The organism is Nocardia sp. NPDC049526, assembly GCF_044465765.1.
In the GTDB taxonomy this organism is placed as follows: Bacteria; Actinomycetota; Actinomycetes; order Mycobacteriales; family Mycobacteriaceae; genus Nocardia.
The window spans coordinates 360,825-382,030 of the sequence record NZ_JBITMA010000006.1 but is presented as its reverse complement, the minus strand read 5'-3'; the positions used below and the strand labels follow the sequence as shown (position 1 = coordinate 382,030).

Here is a 21,206-nt window from a genome sequence, read left to right as displayed (position 1 = left end):
CCTTGAATACACGAGAGGGACTCGATATGACCATGACCGAAGCACCGCCCGTGCGGCACGCCGAACCGGCGGGTCCGCGGCACGCGGACGCGCACCGGAAACGATCGACTCGCTGGGTGTTCGGCCCGCCCGATCAGCCGCGGTGGGCGCGCCCCGGATTGTGGACCTTGCTCGCGGCCACCGCCGTCCTCTACCTGTGGGGACTCAGTAAATCCGGTTGGGCCAACGACTTCTATGCGGCCGCGGTCCAGGCGGGCACGCAGAGCTGGAAGGCGCTGCTGTTCGGTTCGCTGGATTCGGGTAACGCCATCACCGTGGACAAGCCGCCCGCATCGCTGTGGGTGATGGGCTTGTCCGGCAGGCTGCTCGGTTTCAGTTCGTTCTCCATGCTGCTGCCGCAGGCACTGATGGGGGTGGCTTCGGTCGGTTTGGTGTATGCCGCGGTGCGCCGGTGCAGCGGCCCAGCGGCCGGATTGCTTGCGGGTGTGGCTCTGGCCGTGACTCCCGTTGCGGCACTGATGTTCCGGTTCAACAACCCGGACGCACTGCTGGTGCTGCTGCTCGTCGTCGCGGCCTACTGCACCGTCCGCGCCACCGAGCGCGGCAGCGGCCGCTGGCTCGCATTGGCCGGTGTGGCAGTGGGATTCGGCTTCCTCACCAAGATGATGCAGGCCTTCCTGGTCCTGCCCGCGCTCGGACTGGTGTTCCTGGTCGCCGCACCGATCGGTTTCTGGCGTCGCATCGCCAAGCTGCTCGGCGCTTTCGTCGCAATGGTGATCTCGGGCGGCTGGTTCGTTGCGCTGGTCAGCCTGTGGCCCGCTGATTCGCGCCCGTACATCGGCGGCTCGACCGACAACAGCCTGCTCGACCTCGCGCTCGGCTACAACGGTCTCGGCCGTGTCCTCGGCGGCGAAGGCAACGGCGGCGGTGGTGGCGGCGGTGGCAACACCGGCTTCGGCGGCAGCACCGGGATCACCCGGTTGTTCGGCGATTCGATGGGCACCGAAATCTCCTGGCTGCTGCCTGCGGCATTGATCGGCCTGGTGGCTGGTCTGTGGTTCACCCGGCGCACACCGCGGACCGGACGCACTCGCGCGGGGCTGCTGCTGTGGGGCGGTTGGCTACTCGTCACCGGTGTCGTATTCAGCTACATGCAGGGCACCATGCACCCGTACTACACCGTCGCCCTCGCCCCGGCGATCGCGGCGCTGATCGGTATCGCGGTGGTCGAATTGTGGCGCGGCCGCCAATTCGGCACGGCGCGTATCGCACTCGCGGCCATGTCCGCCTCGACTGGTATCTGGAACTTCATCCTGCTCGATCGCACACCCGACTGGTACCCGGCGCTGCGCTGGATCGTGCTGATCGGTTCGATCGTGGTCGCGGCCGTCGTCGCCGTCGGCGCGCACCAGCTCGGCAGGTTCACCGCCGTCGTCGCCATCGCCGGACTACTGTTCGGCCTCGCGGGAACCACCGCGTACGCGATCGAGACTGCGGCGACCGCGCATTCCGGTCCCATTCCGACCTCCGGCCCGGCTGTCGCGGGGAAGGGCATGGGCATGGGCGGACCGGGTGGCGGCGGGGGAGCGGCCCCCGATGGTTCCGGCGAATCAGGAACCGGCGCACCGTCGTTCGACGGCGCGGCACCCGGACAAGCGAACGCCGGACCGACCGGAACCGACGCGACCGCCAACCGTGACGGCGGCGGACCGGGCGGCTCGAATTCGTCCAACACCGAACTGCAGCAGTTGGTGCGCAACACCGACACCCGTTGGGCCGCAGCGGCGGTGGGCTCGCAGTCGGTGAGCGGCCTCGAATTGTCCACCGGTGCTTCGATTATGGCGATCGGCGGTTTCACGGGCAGCGACAATTCACCGACGCTGACGCAATTCCAGCAGTACGTCGCCGACGGCGATATCGCCTACTTCATCGCGGGCGGTGGCATGGGCGGTGGACCCGGCGGCGGATCCGACAGCAGCGCAAGCGAAATCACCGCATGGGTCAAGGCGCACTACACCGCCATCACGGTCGGCGGCACGACGGTCTACGACCTGAGCCGGCCCACCTCCTGACTCGCCCCGACCGAAGGCGCGCCTGCCCTGAGCAGGCGCGCCTTCCGGCTTCCCGCACTCTGGCGGGCGACCGCGCAAGCCGCAGCTGCGTTCTCGATCACGCATAAGTCGTGGCCTGCCGCCCACCCTTCGCTGAACCGGCTGTATGGAGCCCAGCGAACACTGGGCGTGTATAATACACGCTACGTGTAATATGCATGGATGGGGTGTACGCCCTGTGTGATACACAATGCGTCATCGGCGACGCGCGCATCGGCAGAAGGGTCGGGATGGACAAGCCCACGCATTTGATCGAATTCGAGACCATGCTGCTCGGGCGGTACAGCCTCGCGTCTCGGCGTGGTGCAAGTCGCATGGACCGCAGCGCGTACACCCTGCTCAACCGACTGCACGGGGAAGGGCCGATGTCCATCGGTCAGCTCAGCGACGCACTGGGATTGGAGGCGTCCACGCTGCGTCGGCAAACCGCCGCGATGATGCGTGCGGGGCTGATCGAACGGATTCCGGACCCCGAGGGCGGCATGGCTCGACTCTTCCGCATCACCCCCGAGGGAAGTAGCCGACTCGAATCCGACCGCATGCAGAGCGTTCGCGATCTGGACACCATCATGGCCGACTGGACGCCCGACGATGTCGCCGCCTTCGCCGCCTATCTCGAACGCTTCAACACCGATATCGAGCGCTACCACGGCCGTCCGTGGCCGCGGCATTCCACCATCAGCCACTGATCACGCCTCGCGCAGGCTCTGCCGGATCCGGTACTTCTGCACCTTGCCGCTCGGGGTGCGCGGAAAGTCCTCGACCACCACGAGCTGCTCCGGCCATTTCTGCTTGGTCAGGCCCGCCTCCGCGAAATGCGCTTGCAGATCCGCGAGCGTCGGGGCATCCGAACCCGGGTGCAGTCGCACCACCGCGGCCACATGCTCGCCGAGTCGAGCATCGGGCGCGGCGACGGCAACGGCCTCGGCGACCGCCGACATGGTCAGCAGAACCTCCTCGACCTCCAGCGCGCTGATGTTCTCGCCGCCGCGGATGATCAGGTCGGAGGTGCGGTCGGTAATGGTGAGGAACCCGTCCTCGTCGAGTACGCCGATATCGCCGGTGTGATACCAGCCCTCGTCGTCGAAAACCTTCGCGGTGAGCGCCTCGTCGGTGTAGCCGAGACACAGATCCGGTCCGCGGCTGAGGATTTCGCCGTCCTCGCTGAGCCGGATTTCGATGCCGGGCTGCGGATCGCCGTCGGTATAGAGCCGTTTGCCCTCCGGGGCGGTGCAGTCGGAGGCGGTGATCGAGGGGTGTTCGGTGCTGCCGTAGGACCGGTAGACGATGAGGCCGAGTTCGGTCAGCCGCTCGGTGACCGAACTCGGCACCGAGGCGCCGCCCATGCCCGCGTACTTCATATGCAGCAGATGTTCGGCGGTGAAGTCGGGATGGTCGACCAGGCTGGTCAGGTAGTAGGGCACGCCGCCCGCGACGGTGATGCCGTAGTCGGTCATCAGGGTCAGGATCTGTGCCGGATTCCAGGTGTCGACGAGATTGACCGCGATGCCGTCGCGGATCGGGATGAGGAAGGCGTTGAGCATGCCGATGAAATGGCCGACCGGCGCGGCGGTGATCTGCGGACCGAGGTCGGCCGGGTAGTGCTCGGCCAACTGGCGGGTCTCGCAGCCGAGGGTCTGATGGCTGTGGATCACGCCCTTGGGTGCGCGGGTGGTGCCCGAGGTGAAGGCGATCAGCGCGGGTCCGGTCGGGTCGACCTCGACGACCCCGGTGAACGGCTCGGCATCGAGCAGATCGTCGAAGGTGCGGCCGACGACGCCGACGATCGGCACATCCGCGTAGGCGGCCGGGTCGTACTCGATCGAACCGAATCGGTCGGTGGTGACGAAGACGCGCGGACGCACCGCGCCCAGAATGTAGCCGACCTCCCGAGGACCGTAGATGTGCACGATCGGAACCACGGTCGCACCGAGAAAGGTTGCGGCCCAGAAGGTCGCGGCGGCCTCCATCCAGTTGGGCAGTTGGAAGGCCACCGCATCACCGGGACCGACACCCCGCTTGTGCAAGCCCTCGGCCAATCGGCGGGCGACCAGTTCGACGTCACGGAAGGTTCCGGTATAGGGCCGGACGGCCGAGTGCACGCGGAACCGGGCATCGGGTGCGGCGGCCAGACCGCGGGCCAGCAGATCGCCGAGCGAATCGCGGGTCCACCATCCTTCGTCTTCGTACCGTTTGACCAGTTCGGCGGGGATTGTGCGCATATGGACTCCAAGTACCCGGCGCGCGGGCACGAGTCGGCCACACCCGCGGCGCGGTCGGGTGGTTATGGGATGAGTGTCGGTGGCTGCCGCTCCGAATATAATATTCTCCTGAAAGTAGAATGCCAATATCTTGATCGGAGAACTGACATGGTGGAACTCGAGCTGAGCGACGGGCTTGCGGTCGTCACCATCGATCGCCCGCAGGCGCGCAATGCCATCGCGCCGGAGACGATGGACCAGCTCGAGAAGGCGCTCGATGCGGCCGAGGGGGCTCGGGCGCTGGTGATCCGTGGCGCGGGGGACAAGGCGTTCGTCTCGGGGGGAGATCTCAAGCAGCTCAGCGCGATTCGTACCCTCGAGGCCGCCGAGGAGATGGCTTGGCGGATGCGTGGCATCTGCGATCGCCTCGCGGAATTTCCCGCTCCGGTGATCGCCGCGATGAACGGCCACGCCTTCGGTGGTGGCGCCGAAGTCGCGGTCGCCGCGGACATCCGAGTCGCCGCCGACGACATCAAGATCGCGTTCAATCAGGTCGCGCTGGCGATCATGCCGGCCTGGGGCGGTGCCGAGCGGCTCGGCGCGCTGGTCGGTCGAAGCCGAGCACTGCTGCTCGCGGGTTCGGGAACCGTGCTCGACGCCGCCGAGGCCGAACGCGTCGGCCTGGTGGACCGGGTGCTGCCCCGTGCGTCGTTCGAGGAAGGTTGGCTGGCACTGGCTCGCTCGCTGGCCAACGCGTCCGCCGGTGAGATCAAGCGGGTGCTGTCCGGGGTTTCCCCGGCGGAAGCGGTGAACGCCTTTGCGCAGCTTTGGGTTTCGGACGAGCACTGGGCCGCGGCGGATAAGGTGCTCAGTCGGCCGCGATGATCGGCGGCAAAGCCTAGGATCCGGGCGCGATCAGGTAGGTCGCGCCGAATTCCGAGATGAAGTCGAAGATCGCCCCGGGCTCGCGTGTGCGACAGGAGACGACGATCCAGTCGACACCGGCCTTTTCCAACGCGGCGAAGGCTTCGCGATGCCGGTCGGCATCCACCGCCGGGGTGATGATGCTCGTGTCCGGGTAGGAGTACACCAGGTCGATATGTTCGGTGCGGTCCGCGTCCTGGGACGCCGATCGCACCTCGGCCATCTTCGCGGCGAGCTGGTCGAGCGTGCCGAGTTCGGGTGTGCGGGCGGAGGTGCTCAGCTCGGCGCCGCCGGTCATCGGGATCCAGCCCTGTGCCCGCGCGGCGACCCGGCGGCGGCTGAGTTTCGAATTGCCGCCGATCCAGATCGGGATCGGATTCTGCACCGGCCGCGGCCGGGCGATCACATCGCGAGCGCTGAAATGGCGGCCCTGATAGCTGAAGGGCTCGCCGCTCCAATGCAGCGGCAGCACCTCCAGCGCCTCGTCGAACAGTTCGTTGCGCTCATCGAAATCGACTCCGAGAGCGTGGAATTCGCTCTTCTGATAACCCGTGCCCAGGCCGACGATCGCGCGCCCACCCGACAGTTTGTCCAGCGTTGCCGCCGCCTTCGCCAGCAGGAACGGATTTCGGTAGGGCAGGACCGCGAGATAGGTGATCAGCCGCAGACGTTCGGTCACACCGGCGACATAGCCGAGTGCGACGAACGGATCGAGCGTCTGATGTCCACCGGAGGCCAGCCATCGGGCGCCCGGAACGGGGTGCTCGCTCAGTGACAGTCCGTCGAATCCGGATCGTTCGGCCGCGATCGCCACGTCGTGCAGTGCGCCGACATCGAGCATGTCACCGTCGTAGCCGGTGGTCTCGGGGTAATGCAGGATAAATCGCATCGGGTCCTCCCTGTGCCTGGGTCGGCAGGCCTCTCAAGAATGCCATTCTCGAATGTGTAAGTTATATTATCGCGATGCTGAAGGCTCGATTCCGTGGGATCCGGACACGGATTCTTGTCATTGCGCTGGTACCCAGCCTGCTACTGATCTGCGTCGGGGTGGGTACGTCGATCTACCTGTTCAACGACGGCCGCCACGCTGAGGACTACGCGCGCACGCTGGACAGTCACCTCGCCCCCACTCGCGAATTGGTGCTGGCTGTGCAACAGGAGCGGTTGCTGTCGGTTTCCCGGCTTGCGGGCGAGGCCATCGATCCCGGTGCGCTGGTCGCCGCGCGGATGCGGTTCGACACCGTGCTGAAGTCGCTGGCCGCCACCGAGGCCGAGTTCCAGCGCGTGGGCGGCAGCGCGATGGGGAACACGGTGGCGGCCTTCGACCAGTTGAAGGCCCGGTTACCGGAGTTGCGCAGTGCGATCGATGCCGGTCGGCTGCCGATCGCCGACGCCTACGACTTCTACAGCCGACTATTGGACGGCATGGACCAGGGTTCGGCAACGATCGGACAGTCTGCCCCGGACGCGTCCTCCGGCTCCGAACTGACCCGCAATCTCGGGCTGATGCGTGTGCTCGAATCCATGGCGCGCGCCAGCGCGCTGACCATGGCGGTAGTCAACTCACCGAGTGGGTCGCCGACCCTGTTCGTCGAATACCGCAACCTGGTCAGCTACTACCACGTCGAGATCGCCCGATTGGCAACCGAACTCGACACCGCCAACGCACAGCGCATAAAGGATCTCACCGCTTCCGCGGCCTGGCAGCAGGTCAGCGCCATGGAGAGCGCCATCATGCAGGTGCGGCCCGCAAGTGCGCCGCAGTTGCCGATGAGTGTTGCGCAGTGGCGGGTGGCCGCGGACGAGGTGGGCCAGCAGTTGGTGGCATTGTGGGTGGGGCATATGCAGCAGGGCGAACGGCACTCCGCCGATGCGGGTGCCCGGCACGCGCGCAACTCGCTGCTGGCCGCGGGTGTTTTGGGTGCGGTTGCCGTGCTGGCGTTCCTGTTGTCGCTGTGGCTGGCCAACCAATTGATCGGACGGCTGAAACGGTTGCGCTCGGAAACGCTTGCGGTGGCCGAGGTTCGGTTGCCGCAGACGTTGCGGCGCCTGAACGAAGGGGTGCGGATCGACCCGGAAACCGAAGCCGCACAATTGGATTTCGGCACCGACGAGATAGGTCAGGTCGCCCAGGCTTTCAATCGGGCGCACGGCGCGGCGGTCGCGGCCGCGGTCACCGAGGCGAATACCCGCGAGGGTGTGCGCGCGGTATTCAGCAATATCGCCCACCGCAGCCAGATCGTCGTGCACCGGCAGTTGGAGATTCTCGACGCGGCCGAACGGCGACAGGAGGATCCGGCACTGCTGGAAACGCTGTTCCAGCTCGACCATCTCGCCACCCGCGGGCGCCGCAATGCCGAGAATCTGATCATCCTCGGCGGGGGCCGCCCGGGTCGACAGTGGCGACGTCCGGTTCCGCTCGGGGAGCTCGTCCGGGGTGCGATCGCGGAAACCGTTCAATACGCGCGGGTGTTCACCGGCGCCGGACTGCCGTCGGTATTCGTCAACGGTGCGGTGGTGGCCGATCTCATCCATCTACTTGCCGAACTGGTCGACAATGCGACCGCGTTCTCGCCACCGCAGTCGCGCGTGGACGTCACCGGCAATCCGGTCGGCACGGGAGTTGTGGTGGTGATCAGCGATCAGGGCATGGGCATGTCGGATTCGGAACTGGAGCGGGCCAACGAAGTGCTCGCCGACCCACCGGATTTCAGCGTCGCGACACTATCGTCGGATTCGCGGCTCGGGCTCTTTGTGGTGGCCCGGTTGGGGACTCGGCACGGCATCTCGGTGCGCCTGACCGAATCCGACTACGGCGGAGTTCGCGCCACCGTCGTGATCCCGACGGCGGTGCTGGCCGTGGAGAACGCGGGCATTGCCGCGCCGACCGCCGTATGACGGTGGTGAATCCGAGTCAATCGGACCGGGCGTCGGTCATCGTGGTCAGCGCGACCGGGCCGCTCCACCCGCACGGCTGCCCGCAGGTGGCGACGAGTTGTGATTCGCTGGCGCCGTCGGCGAAGGTCCGGATCATCGCCGCGGCGGTGGCGGAATAACCGCAGCGCGGGCACTTGCCGAAGTAATGGAGCACGTCGACGACCGAGAATCGGATGGGCGTATTCATGGTGTTGGCCTCAATGTTCTGCGGACTGCGCGTCCGCCCAGCGCGCGATATCGGTTTGGTCGGCGCTCGGACCGAGGTCGGCCGCGGCGCGCGTCCACAGCTCGACGGCGCGTTCGCCGAGTGCGGCCGGAATGCCGAGCGAGGCCGCCAGGTCGGTGGCGATGCGCATGTCCTTGAGCATGAGTGCGAGCGCGAATCCGGAGTCGAAGGTTTCCGGCAGAATCGCCTGCGGGAACTTGAGTTCGGTTGCGGCACTGCGGCCGCTGGCGGCATTGATGGTCTCGACGATCACGGCGGGGTCCAGGCCGAACCGGCGTCCGGCCGCGACCCCTTCGGCGGCGGCGAGCAGGTTGACCGCGGCGAGCAGATTATTGATCGCCTTGACGGCATGACCGGCACCCGATGCACCTATACGCCGTACCTTGCCCAGCGGCGCCAGCACCGAATCAATTTGGGCGACAGTGTCTTCCGGGCCCCCGACCATGATCGTCAGGGTACCGTCCGCCGCCCCGCGCACGCCGCCGGACACCGGTGCGTCGACCAGCGTGATCCGACGCTCGGCCAATGCCGTGGCCAGCCGTCGCGTCGACTCCGGTTCCGATGAGCTCATATCGACCACGATCGCGTCCGAGCCCAAGGCGGCCAGGACCTGCTCGTCACCGAGTACCGATTCGACGACGGCGGAACTGGGCAGCATGAGAATCAGGTGGGTGGCTCCGGCGGCGGCTGCGGCTGCGCTGGTCGCGACTCGTCCGCCGACCGCGGCCAAGTCTGCGCGGGCGTTCTCGGACGGGTCGAATCCGACGACGTCGAAACCGGCCGCCACCAACCGCCGCGACATGCGCGCGCCCATGGTGCCGAGGCCGAGGAAGGCGATGTGCTCGGTGGGGCGTTCAGGCATCGGCGTGCTCCTGCAGGATCGGTCCGGCGATTCGGAAGGCTTCGACTCCGGCCGGGACACCGGCGTAGACCGTCGCGTGCAACAGCACCTCCCGGATCTCGTCCGGGGTGACGCCATTGGTCAATGCGGCGCGCACGTGCGTGGCGAATTCCGCGGAGCGGTTGAGCGAAGTCAGCATTGCCAGGGTGATCATCGACCGGGCCCGGCGGTCCAGGCCGGGGCGGGTCCACACCGCACCCCAACAGTATTCGGTGACCAGATCCTGCAGCGGCTCGGAGAAGTCGGTGGCGGCGGCCAGCGCCCGGTCGACGTAGTCGGCGCCGACGACCTCGCGGCGGACCTGTAATCCGGCCTCGTAGCGCGCCCGTTGGTCGGGATCGATTGTCATATCCGGCAATCCTTTCGGCGATCAGTCGAGGAACAGGTCCGGTGTCGGGTGCGCGCCGCCGCCGTAGCGGGACAGGTCCTCGACGCCGCCGAATCGCGCCAACGCCTCGGCATCGATGAAGCAGTTGCCGGTGACCTCCCGCGTGGGCTGGGACACGATCTCGATCGCGGCATCGGCCATGATCTCCGGACTGCGCGCGGCCGCGAGCTGATTCGTGCCGTCGTCGAGGTTGGCCACCGCGGAGGTGGCGATGAAGGTCTCGGGCCACAGGCAGTTGAATGCAATTGCGGCCTCGGCGTATTCGACGGCCCAGCCCTGCGACAGCAGTGTCATTCCGTACTTCGAGAGCGTGTAGACCGGATGCGCGCCGAGCCAGCGCGGGTTCATATTCACCGGCGGTGCGATGGTCAGCACATGCGGGTTGGCCGAATTGCGTAGGTGTGGCACGCAGGACTGGGTCAGTAGGAAGGCGCCGCGGATATTGATGTCCATCATCAGATCGAACTTCTTGGGCGACAACCGCTCGGTCGGCTCGGTCGCGATGGCGCTGGCATTGTTGACGCAGATATCGATGCCGCCGAAGCGTTCCAGCGCGGTGCCCACGACCCGCTGCACATCCTCCTCGCGGCGCACATCACCCACCACAGCGGCCGCCTTGCCGCCCGCGGCCTCGATTTCGGCGGCCGCGGTGTAAACGGTGCCGGGCAGCCGTGGATGCGGTTCGGCCGTCTTGGCCAGCAGCACCACGTTGGCGCCCCGGCGGGCGGCGGCGACCGCGATGGCCAGTCCGATACCGCGGCTGGCGCCGGAAATAACCATCGTGCGGTCGGTCAACGGTCGGTGCTGCTCGGGCATCGTGCTCCTCGGGGAAACGGATTGTGAGAACTCACTCGCTTCAGATGGTATTGGCATTCTCTTTTTTGGCAAGTAGCGTATTCACTGATGAACGACCAAGTGCAGACCTCGTCCGGTATCCCGCTCGAGCCGGTCTACGGACCGGAAGACCGGCGTGCCGATCCGCCCCAGCCGGGCGCGTATCCGTTCACGCGTGGCAACTTCGCCTCCGGCTACCGGGGTCGGTTGTGGACGTTCCGGCAGTACTCGGGCTTCGGCACCGCGGAGGAATCCAACCGGCGCTACCGGTATCTGCTCGACCAGGGCGGCACCGGATTGTCGGTGGCATTGGATCTGCCGACGCAGTGCGGCTACGACTCCGACGATCCCGAGGTGAGCGAGGAAGTCGGCCGGGTCGGCGTCGCCGTCGACACGCTCGCCGACGCCGAGGTGCTCTTCGACGGCATCCCGCTCGACAAGATCAGCACCAGCTTCACCATCAACGGCACCGCCGCGATCCTGTTGGCGTTCTATGTGGCCGCCGCCGAGAAAAAGGGCGTGCCGCGGGAAAAGCTCACGGGCACCATCCAGAACGACATCCTCAAGGAATACGCCTCGCGTGGCACCTGGATCTGGCCGCCGGAACCGTCGCTGCGGTTGATCGCCGACACCATCGAGTTCTGCGCGGCCGAGGTGCCGCGGTTCAATGCGATCTCGGTGGCGGGTGCGCACTTCCGCGACGCCGGGGCGACGGCGGTGCAGGAGATGGCCTTCACCCTCGCCGACGGCGTGACCTACTGCGACACCGTGGTGGAACGCGGCCGGATGACGATCGATCAATTCGCGCCGCAGATCTCGTTTTTCTTCTACACCCACGGCGACTTTTTCGAGGAGATCGCGAAATACCGTGCGGGTCGGCGTCGTTGGGCCACCCTGGTGCGCGAGCGCTACGGCGCGAGCACGGATAAGGCGGCGATGTTCCGGTTCGGCTGTGTCGCCGGCGGCGCGTCGCTCTACGCGCCGCAGGCCCAGAACAATCTGGTGCGAGTCGCCTACGAATCGATGGCTTCGGTGCTCGGCGGGGTGCAGTCGATGTTCACCGCGGCGTGGGACGAACCGTTCGCGCTGCCGAGCGAGGAGTCGGCGACGCTGGCGCTGCGCACCCAGCAGATCCTCGCCTACGAGACCGGTGTGACGCGGGTGGCCGATCCGCTCGGCGGGTCCTACTTCGTCGAGGCGCTCACCGACGCCACCGAGGCCCGCATCGTCGAGATCATGACCGATCTGGAACAGCACGGCGGCATGGTGCGCTGCATCGAGGACGGATATCTGCAGGGGCTGATCGCCGACGAGGCCTATCGGCTGCATCAGGAGGTGGAGTCGGGTTCGCGTCCGGTGGTCGGGGTGAATCGATTCGTCTCCGACGAGCCCGCACCCGATATCGGCACCTACGAACTCGATGCCACGGGGCGGGAATTGCAGCTCGAGCGCCTGGCTCGGGTGAAGGCCGAACGAGATCCCGCTGCGGTGCGTGCCTGTCTCACCGCTTTGTCGCATGCCGCCGAAGGAGACGAAAACCTGATGCACAATCTGATCGACTGCGCCAACGCGTACTGCACGGTCGGCGAGATGACCGCCGCACTGAAATCGGTGTGGGGCGAATTCCAGCAGCCGGTGGTGTTCTGATGCCGGCACGCGTACTCGTCGCCAAGCCGGGGTTGGACGGTCACGACCGCGGCGCCAAGATCGTCGCCCGCACCCTGCGCGATGCCGGGTTCGAGGTCATCTACACCGGCATCCGTCAGCGCGTGGAGGACATCGTGTCGATCGCGTTGCAGGAAGACGTCGCCGTGGTCGGTTTGAGCATCCTGTCCGGCGCACACGTGTCGATGACGACGCGCGTCGTGGACGCGCTACGGGCCGCCGGCGCCGGGGATATCGCGGTGGTGGTCGGCGGCACCATCCCGCAGGCGGATGTGCCGCGACTGCTGGAAGCCGGTGCGGCGGCGGTCTTTCCGACCGGTACCGCGCTGGAGACGCTGGTCACCGAGATCCGCGCGCTGACCACACCCACCCCGTCGGCTCCGCCGCCTGCCGTCCCCGAGACCGAAACCTCGACGCCGTCGTGATCCTGAGCGGCCGCAGTCATCTGAAAGAGCTTGGAAACTGGAGGAATTCGTGCGAATCGGAGTGATGATCGGGCCGGAGAAGGGGGACTCCGCGCGCAAGCTCAGCAGGATGCTCGACGATATCGAATGGGCCGAATCCGCGGGACTGGACACCGCCTGGATTCCACAGATACCCACCGATTTCGACGCGCTGATCACCATCGCGCTGATGGGTATGAAGACCACCCGCATCGAATTGGGCACCGCGGTCGTGCCATTGCAGGCACAGCATCCGATCGCCCTTGCCCGCCAAGCGCTTTCGGCGCAGGCTGCGGCCGGTGGGCGGCTCGCACTCGGTGTCGGCCCCTCGCATCACTGGATCGTGCAGGACATGCTCGGGCTGCCCTATACGAAACCGGCGGCCTACACCCGCGACTACCTGGACGTATTGAATGCCGGTCTGCGCGGGCCCGGCCAGGTCGATATCGAAAACGACACCTTCACCGTGCACAATCCGCTCGACCTCGGCCCGGTAGCGCCGGTGCCGGTGCTGATCGCCGCACTCGGACCGGTCATGTTGCGCATCGCCGGGGAACAGGCCGACGGCACCATTTTGTGGATGGCCGACGAGCGCGCGGTGGCCGACCATGTCGTCCCGAAAATCACCAAGGCCGCCGCCGCTGCCGGGCGGCCCGCACCACGCATCATCGCCGGGCTACCGGTGTGCCTGTGCTCGCCGTCGGAGGTCGACGAGGCCAAGGCGCGGGCCAACCGGATTCTGGGCGAGGCCGAGGTCTCGCCCAACTATCAGCGACTGCTGGAACAGGGTTCGGCCCGCGATATCGGGGATATCTGCGTCGCGGGCGACGAGCGGGCGATCGCGGCGGGACTGCGCCGCTTCGCCGACGCCGGCGCCACGGATCTGTCGGTGCGGCTGCTGCCCATCGGCGACACTCGCGACGAACTCATCGCCTCCAAGCGCCGCACCCGGGAGATGATCGCCGAACTGGCGAAGGAATTGCGGTGAGCGAGTGAACCATCAATACAGCGCGCAATGGCGCATGACGGAGCCGGGTGTCAGCGAGGCGCAGTCGTGAGCGAGCGTCAGCGAGTGAACCATCAACACAGCGCGCAATGGCGCATGACGGAGCCGGGTGTCAGCGAGGCGCAGTCGTGAGCGAGCGTCAGCGAGTGAACCATCAACACAGCGCGCAATCGCGCACGACGAAGCCGAGTGTCAGCGAGGCGCAGTCGTGAGCCGACCGGTTTCCGGCGGGTCCGCGGGGCCGCTGGCGGGGATCCGGGTACTCGAGGTCGGCACCATGCTCGCCGGTCCCTACGCCACGATGATGCTCGCCGATCTCGGTGCCGAGGTGACCAAGATCGAACCGTCGAACGGGGAGATCTCGCGGCAGGTCGGCGACTCCTATTTCGCCAGCCTCAATCGCGGCAAGCGCAGTATCCGACTCGAATTGACCAGCCCCGCCGGACAGCGTCGGCTGGCCGAACTCGTCGCGGAATCGCATGCGCTGCTGGTGAATTTGAAGCCGTCGGCGATCCGGCGGCTCGGCCTGACCTACGAGTCGCTGCGGCAATTCAACGAGCGGATCGTGTGTGTGGCGATCACGGGCTTCGGCTTGGACGGCGGTGACGACCCCGCCTTCGACTATGTGATCCAGGCGGCGACGGGCATCGCCGCGATGACGGGCGATCCGCTGGGGCCGCCCACCTTGCCGGGATATTCGTCGGCGGACAACTCGACCGGCCTCACCGCCGCGCTCGGCCTGCTCGCCCAGATCGTCTCCGGCCGCGGCGGGCAGGTGGACGTCTCGCTGTACGAGGTGATGCTCTCGCAGCTGAACTACCATGCGTCGGCCTATCTCAACGACGGCAAACAGCCGCAACGCCGAAAGTTCGGCGCACATTCGTATTACGTTCCAGCACAGCTCTTTCCGACGGCGGATGGCCATCTGGCACTGTTCATCACCCACGACGGATTCTGGAAGGTTTTCGCCGCCGAGGCCGGTGTCGACGGATTCCAGACGATGGCCGAGCGGGCCGCGCACCGCGACGACGTACTCGCCGCGGTAACCGCCGCCCTGGCCACCGATACCGCTGCCGGCTGGGAATCTCGCCTGCGCCCACTCGGCATCCCGGCGGCCGCAGTCCGCACTCTGCCCGAGGCGCTTGCCGCCACCCCCGAAACCATCGTCACCGTAGGCGATTACCGGCTGATCGGCAGTCCGATCCGGATCGCCGGATACCAGCCGCAATACGGTCCGCCGCCGGTGCTCGGCGAGCACGAGGTGTAGGCGTGCCGCTGGGCTGGCGGTGCCGGAGTTGGCACGCAGAGTTTGTACGGTTTCCGCAGGACGAGTCAGGTTCGAAATATTGCTCACAGGTGCGGCAGCCTGGTGTGAGTTCCGTGAAATATATTGGCCACGAAAGGAAAACGGGCTGCGACAGCCGACTAACGGGACGGAAACCGACCGGTGCTGTCCTGAATGCATGGATATCAAGTCATGGTTCAAGTCCAAGTCCGGGGCGGCCACGGTCGCCGAGCCCGACACGATCTACGAGCAGATCGGGGGACAGGAGGCGCTCGAGGCGGTAGTCGAGGACTTCTACGTCCGCGTCCTTGCCGACGACCAGTTGGCGCCGTTCTTCACCGGTACGAACATGTCTCGGTTGCAGGGGCGTCAGGTCGAGTTCTTCTCCGCTGCGCTCGGTGGCCCCGGCCCCTACACCGGCGCCCCGATGAAGCAGGTCCATCAGGGCCGTGGCATCGCGATGCACCATTTCAACCTCGTCGCCGGACATCTGACCGATGCGCTGACCGCAGCCGGGGTGCCGACGGCGCTGGTGGAACAGATCATCGGGGCTATTGCCCCGCTGGCCGACGACATCGCCTCCGGCTCGGCCGCCGAGTCATCGCGCTGACCCTGCCGCCGTTGACCGCAGCCCGGGCTCGGCGAGCACGAGAGGTAGGCGCTCGGGATCGCAATGCTCGTACCTGGCCGGGAACACTTCGACTCCTTCGCCGCCGAACTCATCAGCCCGCAACCCAAACGCTAGGGTCTTGTCCTGTGCGAACTGGCAGCGGCGCTTTCGTCATTCCGGTGGCCGTCTGCATCGTTCGTTGAGTGCCGCCGCGATCAACTTTCGTGCGGCCTCACCGGTAACAGACTGTCCGGCAAGGGTTTTGAATGCGCGGCCGTAGGTCGCTATCTCGCGCGGCTGCGTGATGGTCAGCTCTGCGGCTGTCCCTTCCACCATGACCATTCGGTTGTCGAACATGGCGAAGTTGGTGGAAACCACCAGGGCCTCGGCCGTGGCCGGAACGATGCCGATAATGACCCTGGGCATTCCGAGGATGGAGGCTAGCCGGTCGAGTTGGCCGATCATGACGGTATCGGTGCCGACGGTGGTGTAGAGCGCTTGCTCAGCAATCAGGAAGTGGAACAGGTGGTTGCGCTGGTACAGGATCCGTTGCCGTTCCATTCGCTTCGATACAGCTTCGTCGACGTCATCGGGTACCTGGTGGAACTCGATACCCCGGCGTAGCTTGGCCTCGGCGTACCCGGCCGTCTGCAAAAGGCCGGGAATGATCTGCGGTTGATAGTCGCGGATGTGAGTTGTTTCCGCTTCGAGCTTCAGCGACTTCTGTTGCCGACGCTTCAGCCCGGTTCCGAGGATCTTCCGCCATTCGAGGTATGCAACCTCGATGTTGTGCAGCGTGGCCAACAGGTCGGGAAGTTGGTCACTGGCATTGGCGTGCTGGCAGTAGGCCCGTAGGTCCTCATCGGACGGTTTGATCCGGCCGTATTCGATCTTGGACACCTTCGACTCGTGCCAGCCGGACAACTGGGCGAGCTTCCGATTGGTGAGTCCAGCTGTGCGGCGAAGCTCCCGAAGACGTGCCCCGAGAGCTTCCCGCGCGTCGTGAACGCTGCTCGTCACTGGTTGACATACTCCGCGTACGGGGTCGCCAGCCCCCACAGTCGTTCTTTCACACTTCGGGAGTAGCCGACGATTCCCGGATCGGTGGTCACAGCCAAACCCGCTGGCTTCCCTTGCTCGTTTACGAGGTTGTAGACAACCCGCTCGTTGTCGATAAGCCACCAGTCATCCGGGGGTACTTCCGCGGCGAGATGCCGAGGCACGTAACGGATATCCTCGCCCGCTTCGGTGTTGGTGTCGGTCACCGAGAGCAGCCAACGGTGATAATCAGTGTGTGGGACCGTGACCACACGTACCCGGCTCACCGTCACACCCCGGCCAATCGTCTCCCGAATGAGATCGTTCCATCGGTCCTTGTGCTCATCCGGCAACGCGGGCTCTCCGGCGAGGAACCGGCGAAACCGATCCGACTCGGTCGGCACGGCGTAGGCGTCCCGTACTTCGAGATGGAACGCTTCGGCCTTGCAACCGCGAAACAGGGTTACCCAATCCGGCGGATCATGCGGAAGGTAGATCACCGTAGAACGTCCTCCTGATCTTCGGAACTTCGATCGCCATCTCATTGGGGGCAAAGTCGAGCTGAGCCAGCGTCTCCGGGTCGGTGACCGGTCGACCGGTGAGGGTGAAGGTACCCCTGCCCGTGTCCGTCATGGTGGCACCGATGAATGTATCGGCTTGAGCGAAACCCGTTAGCAGGTGCGGGATTTCGATGGTTTCCGGTGTGGCTGTCTCCCACCCCTGGACGAGATACGAGTCTTGGTCGGTGGCATACAGCGTCGGGCACCCTCCAACGTCCGAACCACCTTTGCCGAGGAACTGCAAGCGCATCGTCCTGCCCCCTTCCTGGTTTATAAGCACGAGGTTTCCCGTGCTATGTACATAATTCCGTGGCTCAGTCCAGTTTGTGGGCTGGTAGATGAATCTGAGCACAGTTGTGCTCACTCGTCGCAGTCCACCCGGGGGCTCTCTAACGTCCTTGTACAGGCACGCGGCATCGGGTGAAGCACCCCGGTGTCGGGTGCTTGCCAACGACGACCAGGGGGTAACGGGTGCCGCTTACCGAACCGCAAGCCAAGGTGCTCGGGGTACTCGCAGGGTTGAAGCCCGCAGAGGCACTGACCGTGCGAGAGCTGTGCAGCGCAACGGGTCTCAATCCTTCCCGGGCACGCGCGATCGTGACCCGGCTGTCCTACGACGGTCTGTTGTCCGGCACCAGCAGGACCCCGGCCGCGTACTGGATCACGACTCACGGCCGCGCGATTATCCAGAAGCCTGCTTACCGGGATTACGTACGCAGGCACGACATCACTGTGAGCGGGGTGATCCGATGAGGCAACGACCAACCGCGATCGGATACCTGCGGACGGACGTTTCCGGTGTCTCGCAAGCGTGGGACGAAATCCAGATCCGCAGTCGCGCAAAGCGACTCGGCTACGAACTCGCCAAGACCGTGACGTTCGGCGCGCACACCGACTTCCCGGTGAGCCGGTTGCTCGATGTCGTGCGGCGGATGGACGTAGACGCGGTGATCACACCCAGCCTGGAACATCTCGGCGGAGATGTTCCAGGCGAACTGGTCCGGGTGTGCGAGATCAACACCGTGACACCACCGGAAACGTACGCGCCACCTGCACCGTTCCGGTTTGTCGATGTAGGCGAGGCAGAAACCTGCTAGCAGCAATGACGCTGAGAAGGAGGCGACACCAAACGATGACGGTTCGCGTAGAGGGACCAGGTCTGGACGGGAAGAACTGGTGGACTGTGCGGCTGGAGATGGGCAAGGGTTCGCGCCGCTTCGTCGGCAAGCCGATGTATGCGACGAGGGAGATCTCTAGGAGTGACCACGATGCGGCAACTGGATGATCGCGAATCTCGGAATCTGACTGCCGCGCCTAGGCGCTCGGCCCTGGGGCTCGTCGCGACCGCGCTCTGCTGCCGCTTCCAGCTGACTAGGGTGTCGATATGGAGTGCAACGTTGACGGTGTTTCCGTGTATTACGTCGAACACGGCAACGGGACTCCGATCTTGATGATGCACGGTTCCGGGGTGGATCATCGCGAGATGGTCGCGGCGATGGAGCCGATCTTCGGTGACATGCCTGACTATCGGCGCATTTATCTGGATCTCCCGGGTATGGGGCGCACTCCGGCGCCGGAAACGATCAACAGCTCCGACGATGTGGTCGAGCTCGTCCTCGGGTTGATCGACGTGGTGATCGGTGATCGGGACTTGCTGGTTATCGGTCATTCCGCAGGCGGCTATTTCGCCAGGGCGGTCGCGAACAGGCGCCGTGATCAGGTGAGCGGGCTGGCCGTCATCTGCCCCCTGATCGAGGACCCGCGTGACATCCCCGCCCACCGGGTAGTGCACGCCGCAGGTGACCTCGGCGAAGTTCTGGGCGTGGACGATCGCACCGAATTCGAGGACTACTTTGTCGTGCACACACCCGCCATGCAGGAGCGGTACCAGCGTTATGTGGCCCCCGCCGTCCCCCTGGCCGACCAGGGCGCGATGGCGCGGATCGGCGAACGCTGGCGGCTGAGCCCTGGTCCCGAGGACGGACCCCCGTACCCCAGGCCAACCCTCATCATCGCCGGGCGCCAGGATTCCTCAATGGGATACGCAGGCCAATGGGATCTCGTCGAGCACTATCCCCGCGCCACGTTCGCGGTGCTGGACCGCGCCGGGCACGCGCTGCCACACGAGCAGGGCGACCTCGTCGAGGCACTCGTCACCGAATGGCTTCGCCGCGTCCAGGAGCATCGCTCGGCATAGAACGAGACGGCCGAAACCGAGTCTGCACACCGTGTATCGGCGGGGGATCGGGCATTCAGGTGAGCGCTCGGGCGAGTTGGTCGGTGGCGTCGACGAGCCATTCGGGGTCGCCGTGCCGCCGCCCCCACATCGCTTCCCGAACTGCTCCGACCTGAGTCCAGCGAAGTACCCGGTCGGTGTCGATTTGGGCTGCATCGCAATAGATATCGAGGAGACGGAGCACCGTCGGCCGCATATTCGAGGAGCGGAGCAGGTCGTCGAAGCGGGGGCTGCGGATCACATTGAGGGCGTCGTGCGCCGGGTCTCCGACGAAGGTCTTGGGGTCGATCGCGAGCCAGGGTTCGCGATCGGAGGCCAAGATGTTGGCGTCGTGCAGGTCTCCGTGCACGAGGATGTCGGGTTGGTCGGGACCGAGCTCGCGCAGGGTAGCAACGGCGGCGTCGAGGACCGTGCGCGGCAGCGGATGACCGAAGGTCGTTGCGGTGGAAAGGATCTCGTGTTCCCAGCGATCGACCTGGTCGGACAGTTTCGGTAGTCCGGGTGGTGCGGCGATAGCCAGCCGGTGGGACAGTCCGCCCTGGATGGTGAGGGCTTGCTCGTGGTCGGTGACGGTGGCAAGTGTGCAGTGCGACGCCCTTTCCAGCAGCATCGCGAAGTTGTCGTCGTCACGCGCGAATAGATGTGCTGCGCCTTGACCGTTCCAGGTCGCGTACGCATCCGGTTCGTGGACATTGCCGGGGTGCGGGAACGACACCTTGATGACCGCGGGCGGCAGTTCACGGCACCGCACCGGCACAACGATCCCGACTTGGCCATGCATCACCGGTCCCGTCGGTGTACACGACCAGCGTTGCAGCAGCTCGTCCACCAGGCCGGGCAGGGCGGCGATCCAAGCGCGCCCGCGTTCCCCTTCGCCGGCGGACTTGATCCGAGCGAAGGCCTCCGGGATCTCGATCATGAGACGACTCTATTTACGCCGAGGCAGCCGGGACGCACTGTAAGCCTGGATATTCCGTAACGCCGCGATCCAGTAATTCGAGCGAGCAAAGCCGATGGCCCGACTGCGGGCGGTCGCCCTCACTACGTCTGATCGAGCAGGGCGAGGTACGCGTCGAGCTGGGCCGCGCCGGCGAGAAGGTTGCGGCTGCGCGTGGTGAGCCGGTCCTGCCAGGAGTCGAGGAAGGCGCTCAGCGCGTCCGCCCCGCCCGCCTCGCGCAGCGACTCGATGAACTGCGCGACCTGGTGCAGCAGGTACCCGCCTCGGCGCAGTTGTCGTGCGATCTCGGCGTCGCGCACGCAACCCGGTCCGTATTCGCGGTAGCCCGTTGCCCGGTCGCGTTCGGGGCGCAGGATGCCCTCGGTCTCCCAGGTGCGCAGCGTCGCAGGGTGCACGCCGAGCCGGCGCGCGAGTTCGCCCACGGTCAGCGGTCGGCCGTTGACAGGCGGCGGTGTCATAGTGGACAGGCTGTCGAGTGCCGTCGCGACCTCGGTGCGGGTGTTGCGTTCGGCGAGCAGCCCGACGTGCGTGGCATCGATGAGCCGGTAGGCGGACTGGGTGTCGCCCCGGTTGGTCGCGCGCATGATCTCCATTGCCTGTTGGTGTCCGTGGCCGCCGCGTAACGCGAGGAAGGCGCGCAGGGCTTGCGCGTGCAGGGGCGTGTAGCGCCGGTAGCCGGTCTCGCTGCGCTCGGTCGGCGGGAGGATGCCGGCGTCGTCGTAGTTGCGGATCGCCTGTGCGGACAACCCGTGTTCCCGGGCGAGGTCGATCGGGCGCAGCTTGTACCTCCGATTGAGGCTTTTATCTATGGACTCCAGGTAGAAGTTTCGGAAGTTTCACCCGAATCTTCAACGATACCGTCGAGGGTAGTTCCTTCAGGAAG

Annotated in this window: 23 protein-coding genes; 12 read left to right on the top strand and 11 right to left on the bottom strand. The window is 66.0% G+C overall.

All coding sequences use genetic code 11. The features are described 5' to 3' along the window. Nucleotides 1–26 precede the first annotated feature (26 nt). Together ACIBW7_RS21515 and ACIBW7_RS21510 are read left to right on the top strand one after the other, a co-directional pair. Nucleotides 27–2,072 (top strand): ArnT family glycosyltransferase, encoded by a 2,046-nt coding sequence (locus ACIBW7_RS21515; RefSeq protein WP_397048842.1) that lies wholly within the window; start codon nt 27–29, stop codon nt 2,070–2,072. Between the two features lie 269 nt (nt 2,073–2,341). Further along, nucleotides 2,342–2,800, top strand: coding sequence for a MarR family transcriptional regulator (locus ACIBW7_RS21510; RefSeq protein WP_364478519.1), 459 nt, complete (start codon nt 2,342–2,344; stop codon nt 2,798–2,800). On the opposite strand, the gene ACIBW7_RS21505 is transcribed toward ACIBW7_RS21510, so the two are convergent. Then, nucleotides 2,801–4,333 (bottom strand): AMP-binding protein, encoded by a 1,533-nt coding sequence (locus ACIBW7_RS21505; RefSeq protein WP_397048839.1) that lies wholly within the window; start codon nt 4,331–4,333, stop codon nt 2,801–2,803. A gap of 147 nt (nt 4,334–4,480) precedes the next feature. Between ACIBW7_RS21505 and ACIBW7_RS21500 the strand changes: the two genes are divergently transcribed. Continuing rightward, nucleotides 4,481–5,197 carry an enoyl-CoA hydratase/isomerase family protein gene (locus ACIBW7_RS21500; RefSeq protein WP_397048836.1) on the top strand — a complete coding sequence of 239 codons (717 nt, stop codon included), beginning with the start codon at nt 4,481–4,483 and terminating at the stop codon, nt 5,195–5,197. 13 nt (nt 5,198–5,210) lie between these two features. On the opposite strand, the gene ACIBW7_RS21495 is transcribed toward ACIBW7_RS21500, so the two are convergent. Continuing rightward, nucleotides 5,211–6,125 (bottom strand): LLM class F420-dependent oxidoreductase, encoded by a 915-nt coding sequence (locus ACIBW7_RS21495; RefSeq protein ID WP_397048834.1) that lies wholly within the window; start codon nt 6,123–6,125, stop codon nt 5,211–5,213. Nucleotides 6,126–6,199: 74 nt separating this feature from the next. Here ACIBW7_RS21495 and ACIBW7_RS21490 point away from each other — a divergent pair, with 74 nt between their 5' ends. Next, nucleotides 6,200–8,134 (top strand): nitrate- and nitrite sensing domain-containing protein, encoded by a 1,935-nt coding sequence (locus ACIBW7_RS21490; RefSeq protein WP_397048832.1) that lies wholly within the window; start codon nt 6,200–6,202, stop codon nt 8,132–8,134. 16 nt (nt 8,135–8,150) lie between these two features. Here ACIBW7_RS21490 and ACIBW7_RS21485 read toward each other — a convergent pair whose 3' ends face one another. The 4 genes from ACIBW7_RS21485 to ACIBW7_RS21470 are packed head-to-tail and all read right to left on the bottom strand — an operon-like array spanning nt 8,151 to nt 10,504. Next, the gene (locus tag ACIBW7_RS21485; protein WP_397048830.1) at nt 8,151–8,360 is read right to left on the bottom strand and encodes a hypothetical protein; all 210 of its coding nucleotides are present in this window, start codon (nt 8,358–8,360) and stop codon (nt 8,151–8,153) included. Nucleotides 8,361–8,370: 10 nt separating this feature from the next. Then, on the bottom strand, nt 8,371–9,261 hold the full coding sequence (locus tag ACIBW7_RS21480) for an NAD(P)-dependent oxidoreductase (RefSeq protein WP_397048828.1): 891 nt from the start codon (nt 9,259–9,261) through the stop codon (nt 8,371–8,373). Next, nucleotides 9,254–9,649 (bottom strand): 4-carboxymuconolactone decarboxylase, encoded by a 396-nt coding sequence (pcaC, locus tag ACIBW7_RS21475; RefSeq protein ID WP_397048826.1) that lies wholly within the window; start codon nt 9,647–9,649, stop codon nt 9,254–9,256. Before pcaC ends, ACIBW7_RS21480 begins: the two co-directional genes overlap by 8 nt. A 21-nt stretch (nt 9,650–9,670) precedes the next feature. Continuing rightward, nucleotides 9,671–10,504: an SDR family oxidoreductase gene (locus ACIBW7_RS21470; RefSeq protein ID WP_397048824.1), complete on the bottom strand. Its 834-nt coding sequence runs from the start codon at nt 10,502–10,504 to the stop codon at nt 9,671–9,673. An 87-nt stretch (nt 10,505–10,591) separates the two neighbouring features. Between ACIBW7_RS21470 and ACIBW7_RS21465 the strand changes: the two genes are divergently transcribed. From ACIBW7_RS21465 to ACIBW7_RS21445, 5 genes are all read left to right on the top strand, one after another. Beyond that, nucleotides 10,592–12,169 (top strand): methylmalonyl-CoA mutase family protein, encoded by a 1,578-nt coding sequence (locus ACIBW7_RS21465; RefSeq protein ID WP_397048822.1) that lies wholly within the window; start codon nt 10,592–10,594, stop codon nt 12,167–12,169. Further along, nucleotides 12,169–12,612, top strand: a complete 444-nt coding sequence (locus tag ACIBW7_RS21460; RefSeq protein ID WP_397048820.1) for a cobalamin B12-binding domain-containing protein — start codon at nt 12,169–12,171, stop codon at nt 12,610–12,612. The genes ACIBW7_RS21465 and ACIBW7_RS21460 overlap by 1 nt, the downstream gene beginning before the upstream one ends. Nucleotides 12,613–12,661: 49 nt before the next feature. Next, nucleotides 12,662–13,618, top strand: a complete 957-nt coding sequence (locus tag ACIBW7_RS21455; RefSeq protein WP_397048818.1) for a TIGR03564 family F420-dependent LLM class oxidoreductase — start codon at nt 12,662–12,664, stop codon at nt 13,616–13,618. Nucleotides 13,619–13,844: 226 nt separating this feature from the next. After that, on the top strand, nt 13,845–14,903 hold the full coding sequence (locus ACIBW7_RS21450; protein WP_397048816.1) for a CaiB/BaiF CoA transferase family protein: 1,059 nt from the start codon (nt 13,845–13,847) through the stop codon (nt 14,901–14,903). Nucleotides 14,904–15,099: 196 nt separating this feature from the next. Then, nucleotides 15,100–15,531, top strand: coding sequence for a group 1 truncated hemoglobin (locus ACIBW7_RS21445; protein ID WP_397048814.1), 432 nt, complete (start codon nt 15,100–15,102; stop codon nt 15,529–15,531). Between the two features lie 171 nt (nt 15,532–15,702). Here the strand turns inward: ACIBW7_RS21445 and ACIBW7_RS21440 are convergent, their stop codons facing one another. The 3 genes from ACIBW7_RS21440 to ACIBW7_RS21430 are packed head-to-tail and all read right to left on the bottom strand — an operon-like array spanning nt 15,703 to nt 17,379. Further along, complete coding sequence (locus ACIBW7_RS21440) at nt 15,703–16,551, bottom strand: helix-turn-helix domain-containing protein (protein ID WP_397048812.1); 849 nt, start codon at nt 16,549–16,551, stop codon at nt 15,703–15,705. Beyond that, nucleotides 16,548–17,069: a DUF6879 family protein gene (locus tag ACIBW7_RS21435; protein ID WP_397048810.1), complete on the bottom strand. Its 522-nt coding sequence runs from the start codon at nt 17,067–17,069 to the stop codon at nt 16,548–16,550. The genes ACIBW7_RS21440 and ACIBW7_RS21435 overlap by 4 nt, the downstream gene beginning before the upstream one ends. Continuing rightward, a complete protein-coding gene (locus tag ACIBW7_RS21430; protein ID WP_397048808.1) occupies nt 17,050–17,379 on the bottom strand; it encodes a hypothetical protein in 330 nt (109 codons plus the stop codon). Before ACIBW7_RS21430 ends, ACIBW7_RS21435 begins: the two co-directional genes overlap by 20 nt. A gap of 221 nt (nt 17,380–17,600) precedes the next feature. Between ACIBW7_RS21430 and ACIBW7_RS21425 the strand changes: the two genes are divergently transcribed. The 3 genes from ACIBW7_RS21425 (at nt 17,601) to ACIBW7_RS21415 (ending at nt 19,326) form a co-directional block, all read left to right on the top strand. Then, nucleotides 17,601–17,882, top strand: a complete 282-nt coding sequence (locus ACIBW7_RS21425; protein WP_397048806.1) for a hypothetical protein — start codon at nt 17,601–17,603, stop codon at nt 17,880–17,882. After that, nucleotides 17,879–18,226 carry a hypothetical protein gene (locus ACIBW7_RS21420; RefSeq protein ID WP_397048804.1) on the top strand — a complete coding sequence of 116 codons (348 nt, stop codon included), beginning with the start codon at nt 17,879–17,881 and terminating at the stop codon, nt 18,224–18,226. Before ACIBW7_RS21425 ends, ACIBW7_RS21420 begins: the two co-directional genes overlap by 4 nt. Before the next feature lie 287 nt (nt 18,227–18,513). Continuing rightward, complete coding sequence (locus tag ACIBW7_RS21415; RefSeq protein WP_397048802.1) at nt 18,514–19,326, top strand: alpha/beta fold hydrolase; 813 nt, start codon at nt 18,514–18,516, stop codon at nt 19,324–19,326. A 55-nt stretch (nt 19,327–19,381) separates the two neighbouring features. Here ACIBW7_RS21415 and ACIBW7_RS21410 read toward each other — a convergent pair whose 3' ends face one another. Together ACIBW7_RS21410 and ACIBW7_RS21405 are read right to left on the bottom strand one after the other, a co-directional pair. Next, nucleotides 19,382–20,284: an aminoglycoside phosphotransferase family protein gene (locus ACIBW7_RS21410; RefSeq protein WP_397048800.1), complete on the bottom strand. Its 903-nt coding sequence runs from the start codon at nt 20,282–20,284 to the stop codon at nt 19,382–19,384. A 122-nt stretch (nt 20,285–20,406) separates the two neighbouring features. After that, nucleotides 20,407–21,102, bottom strand: coding sequence for a TioE family transcriptional regulator (locus tag ACIBW7_RS21405; RefSeq protein ID WP_397049077.1), 696 nt, complete (start codon nt 21,100–21,102; stop codon nt 20,407–20,409). Nucleotides 21,103–21,206 lie beyond the last annotated feature (104 nt).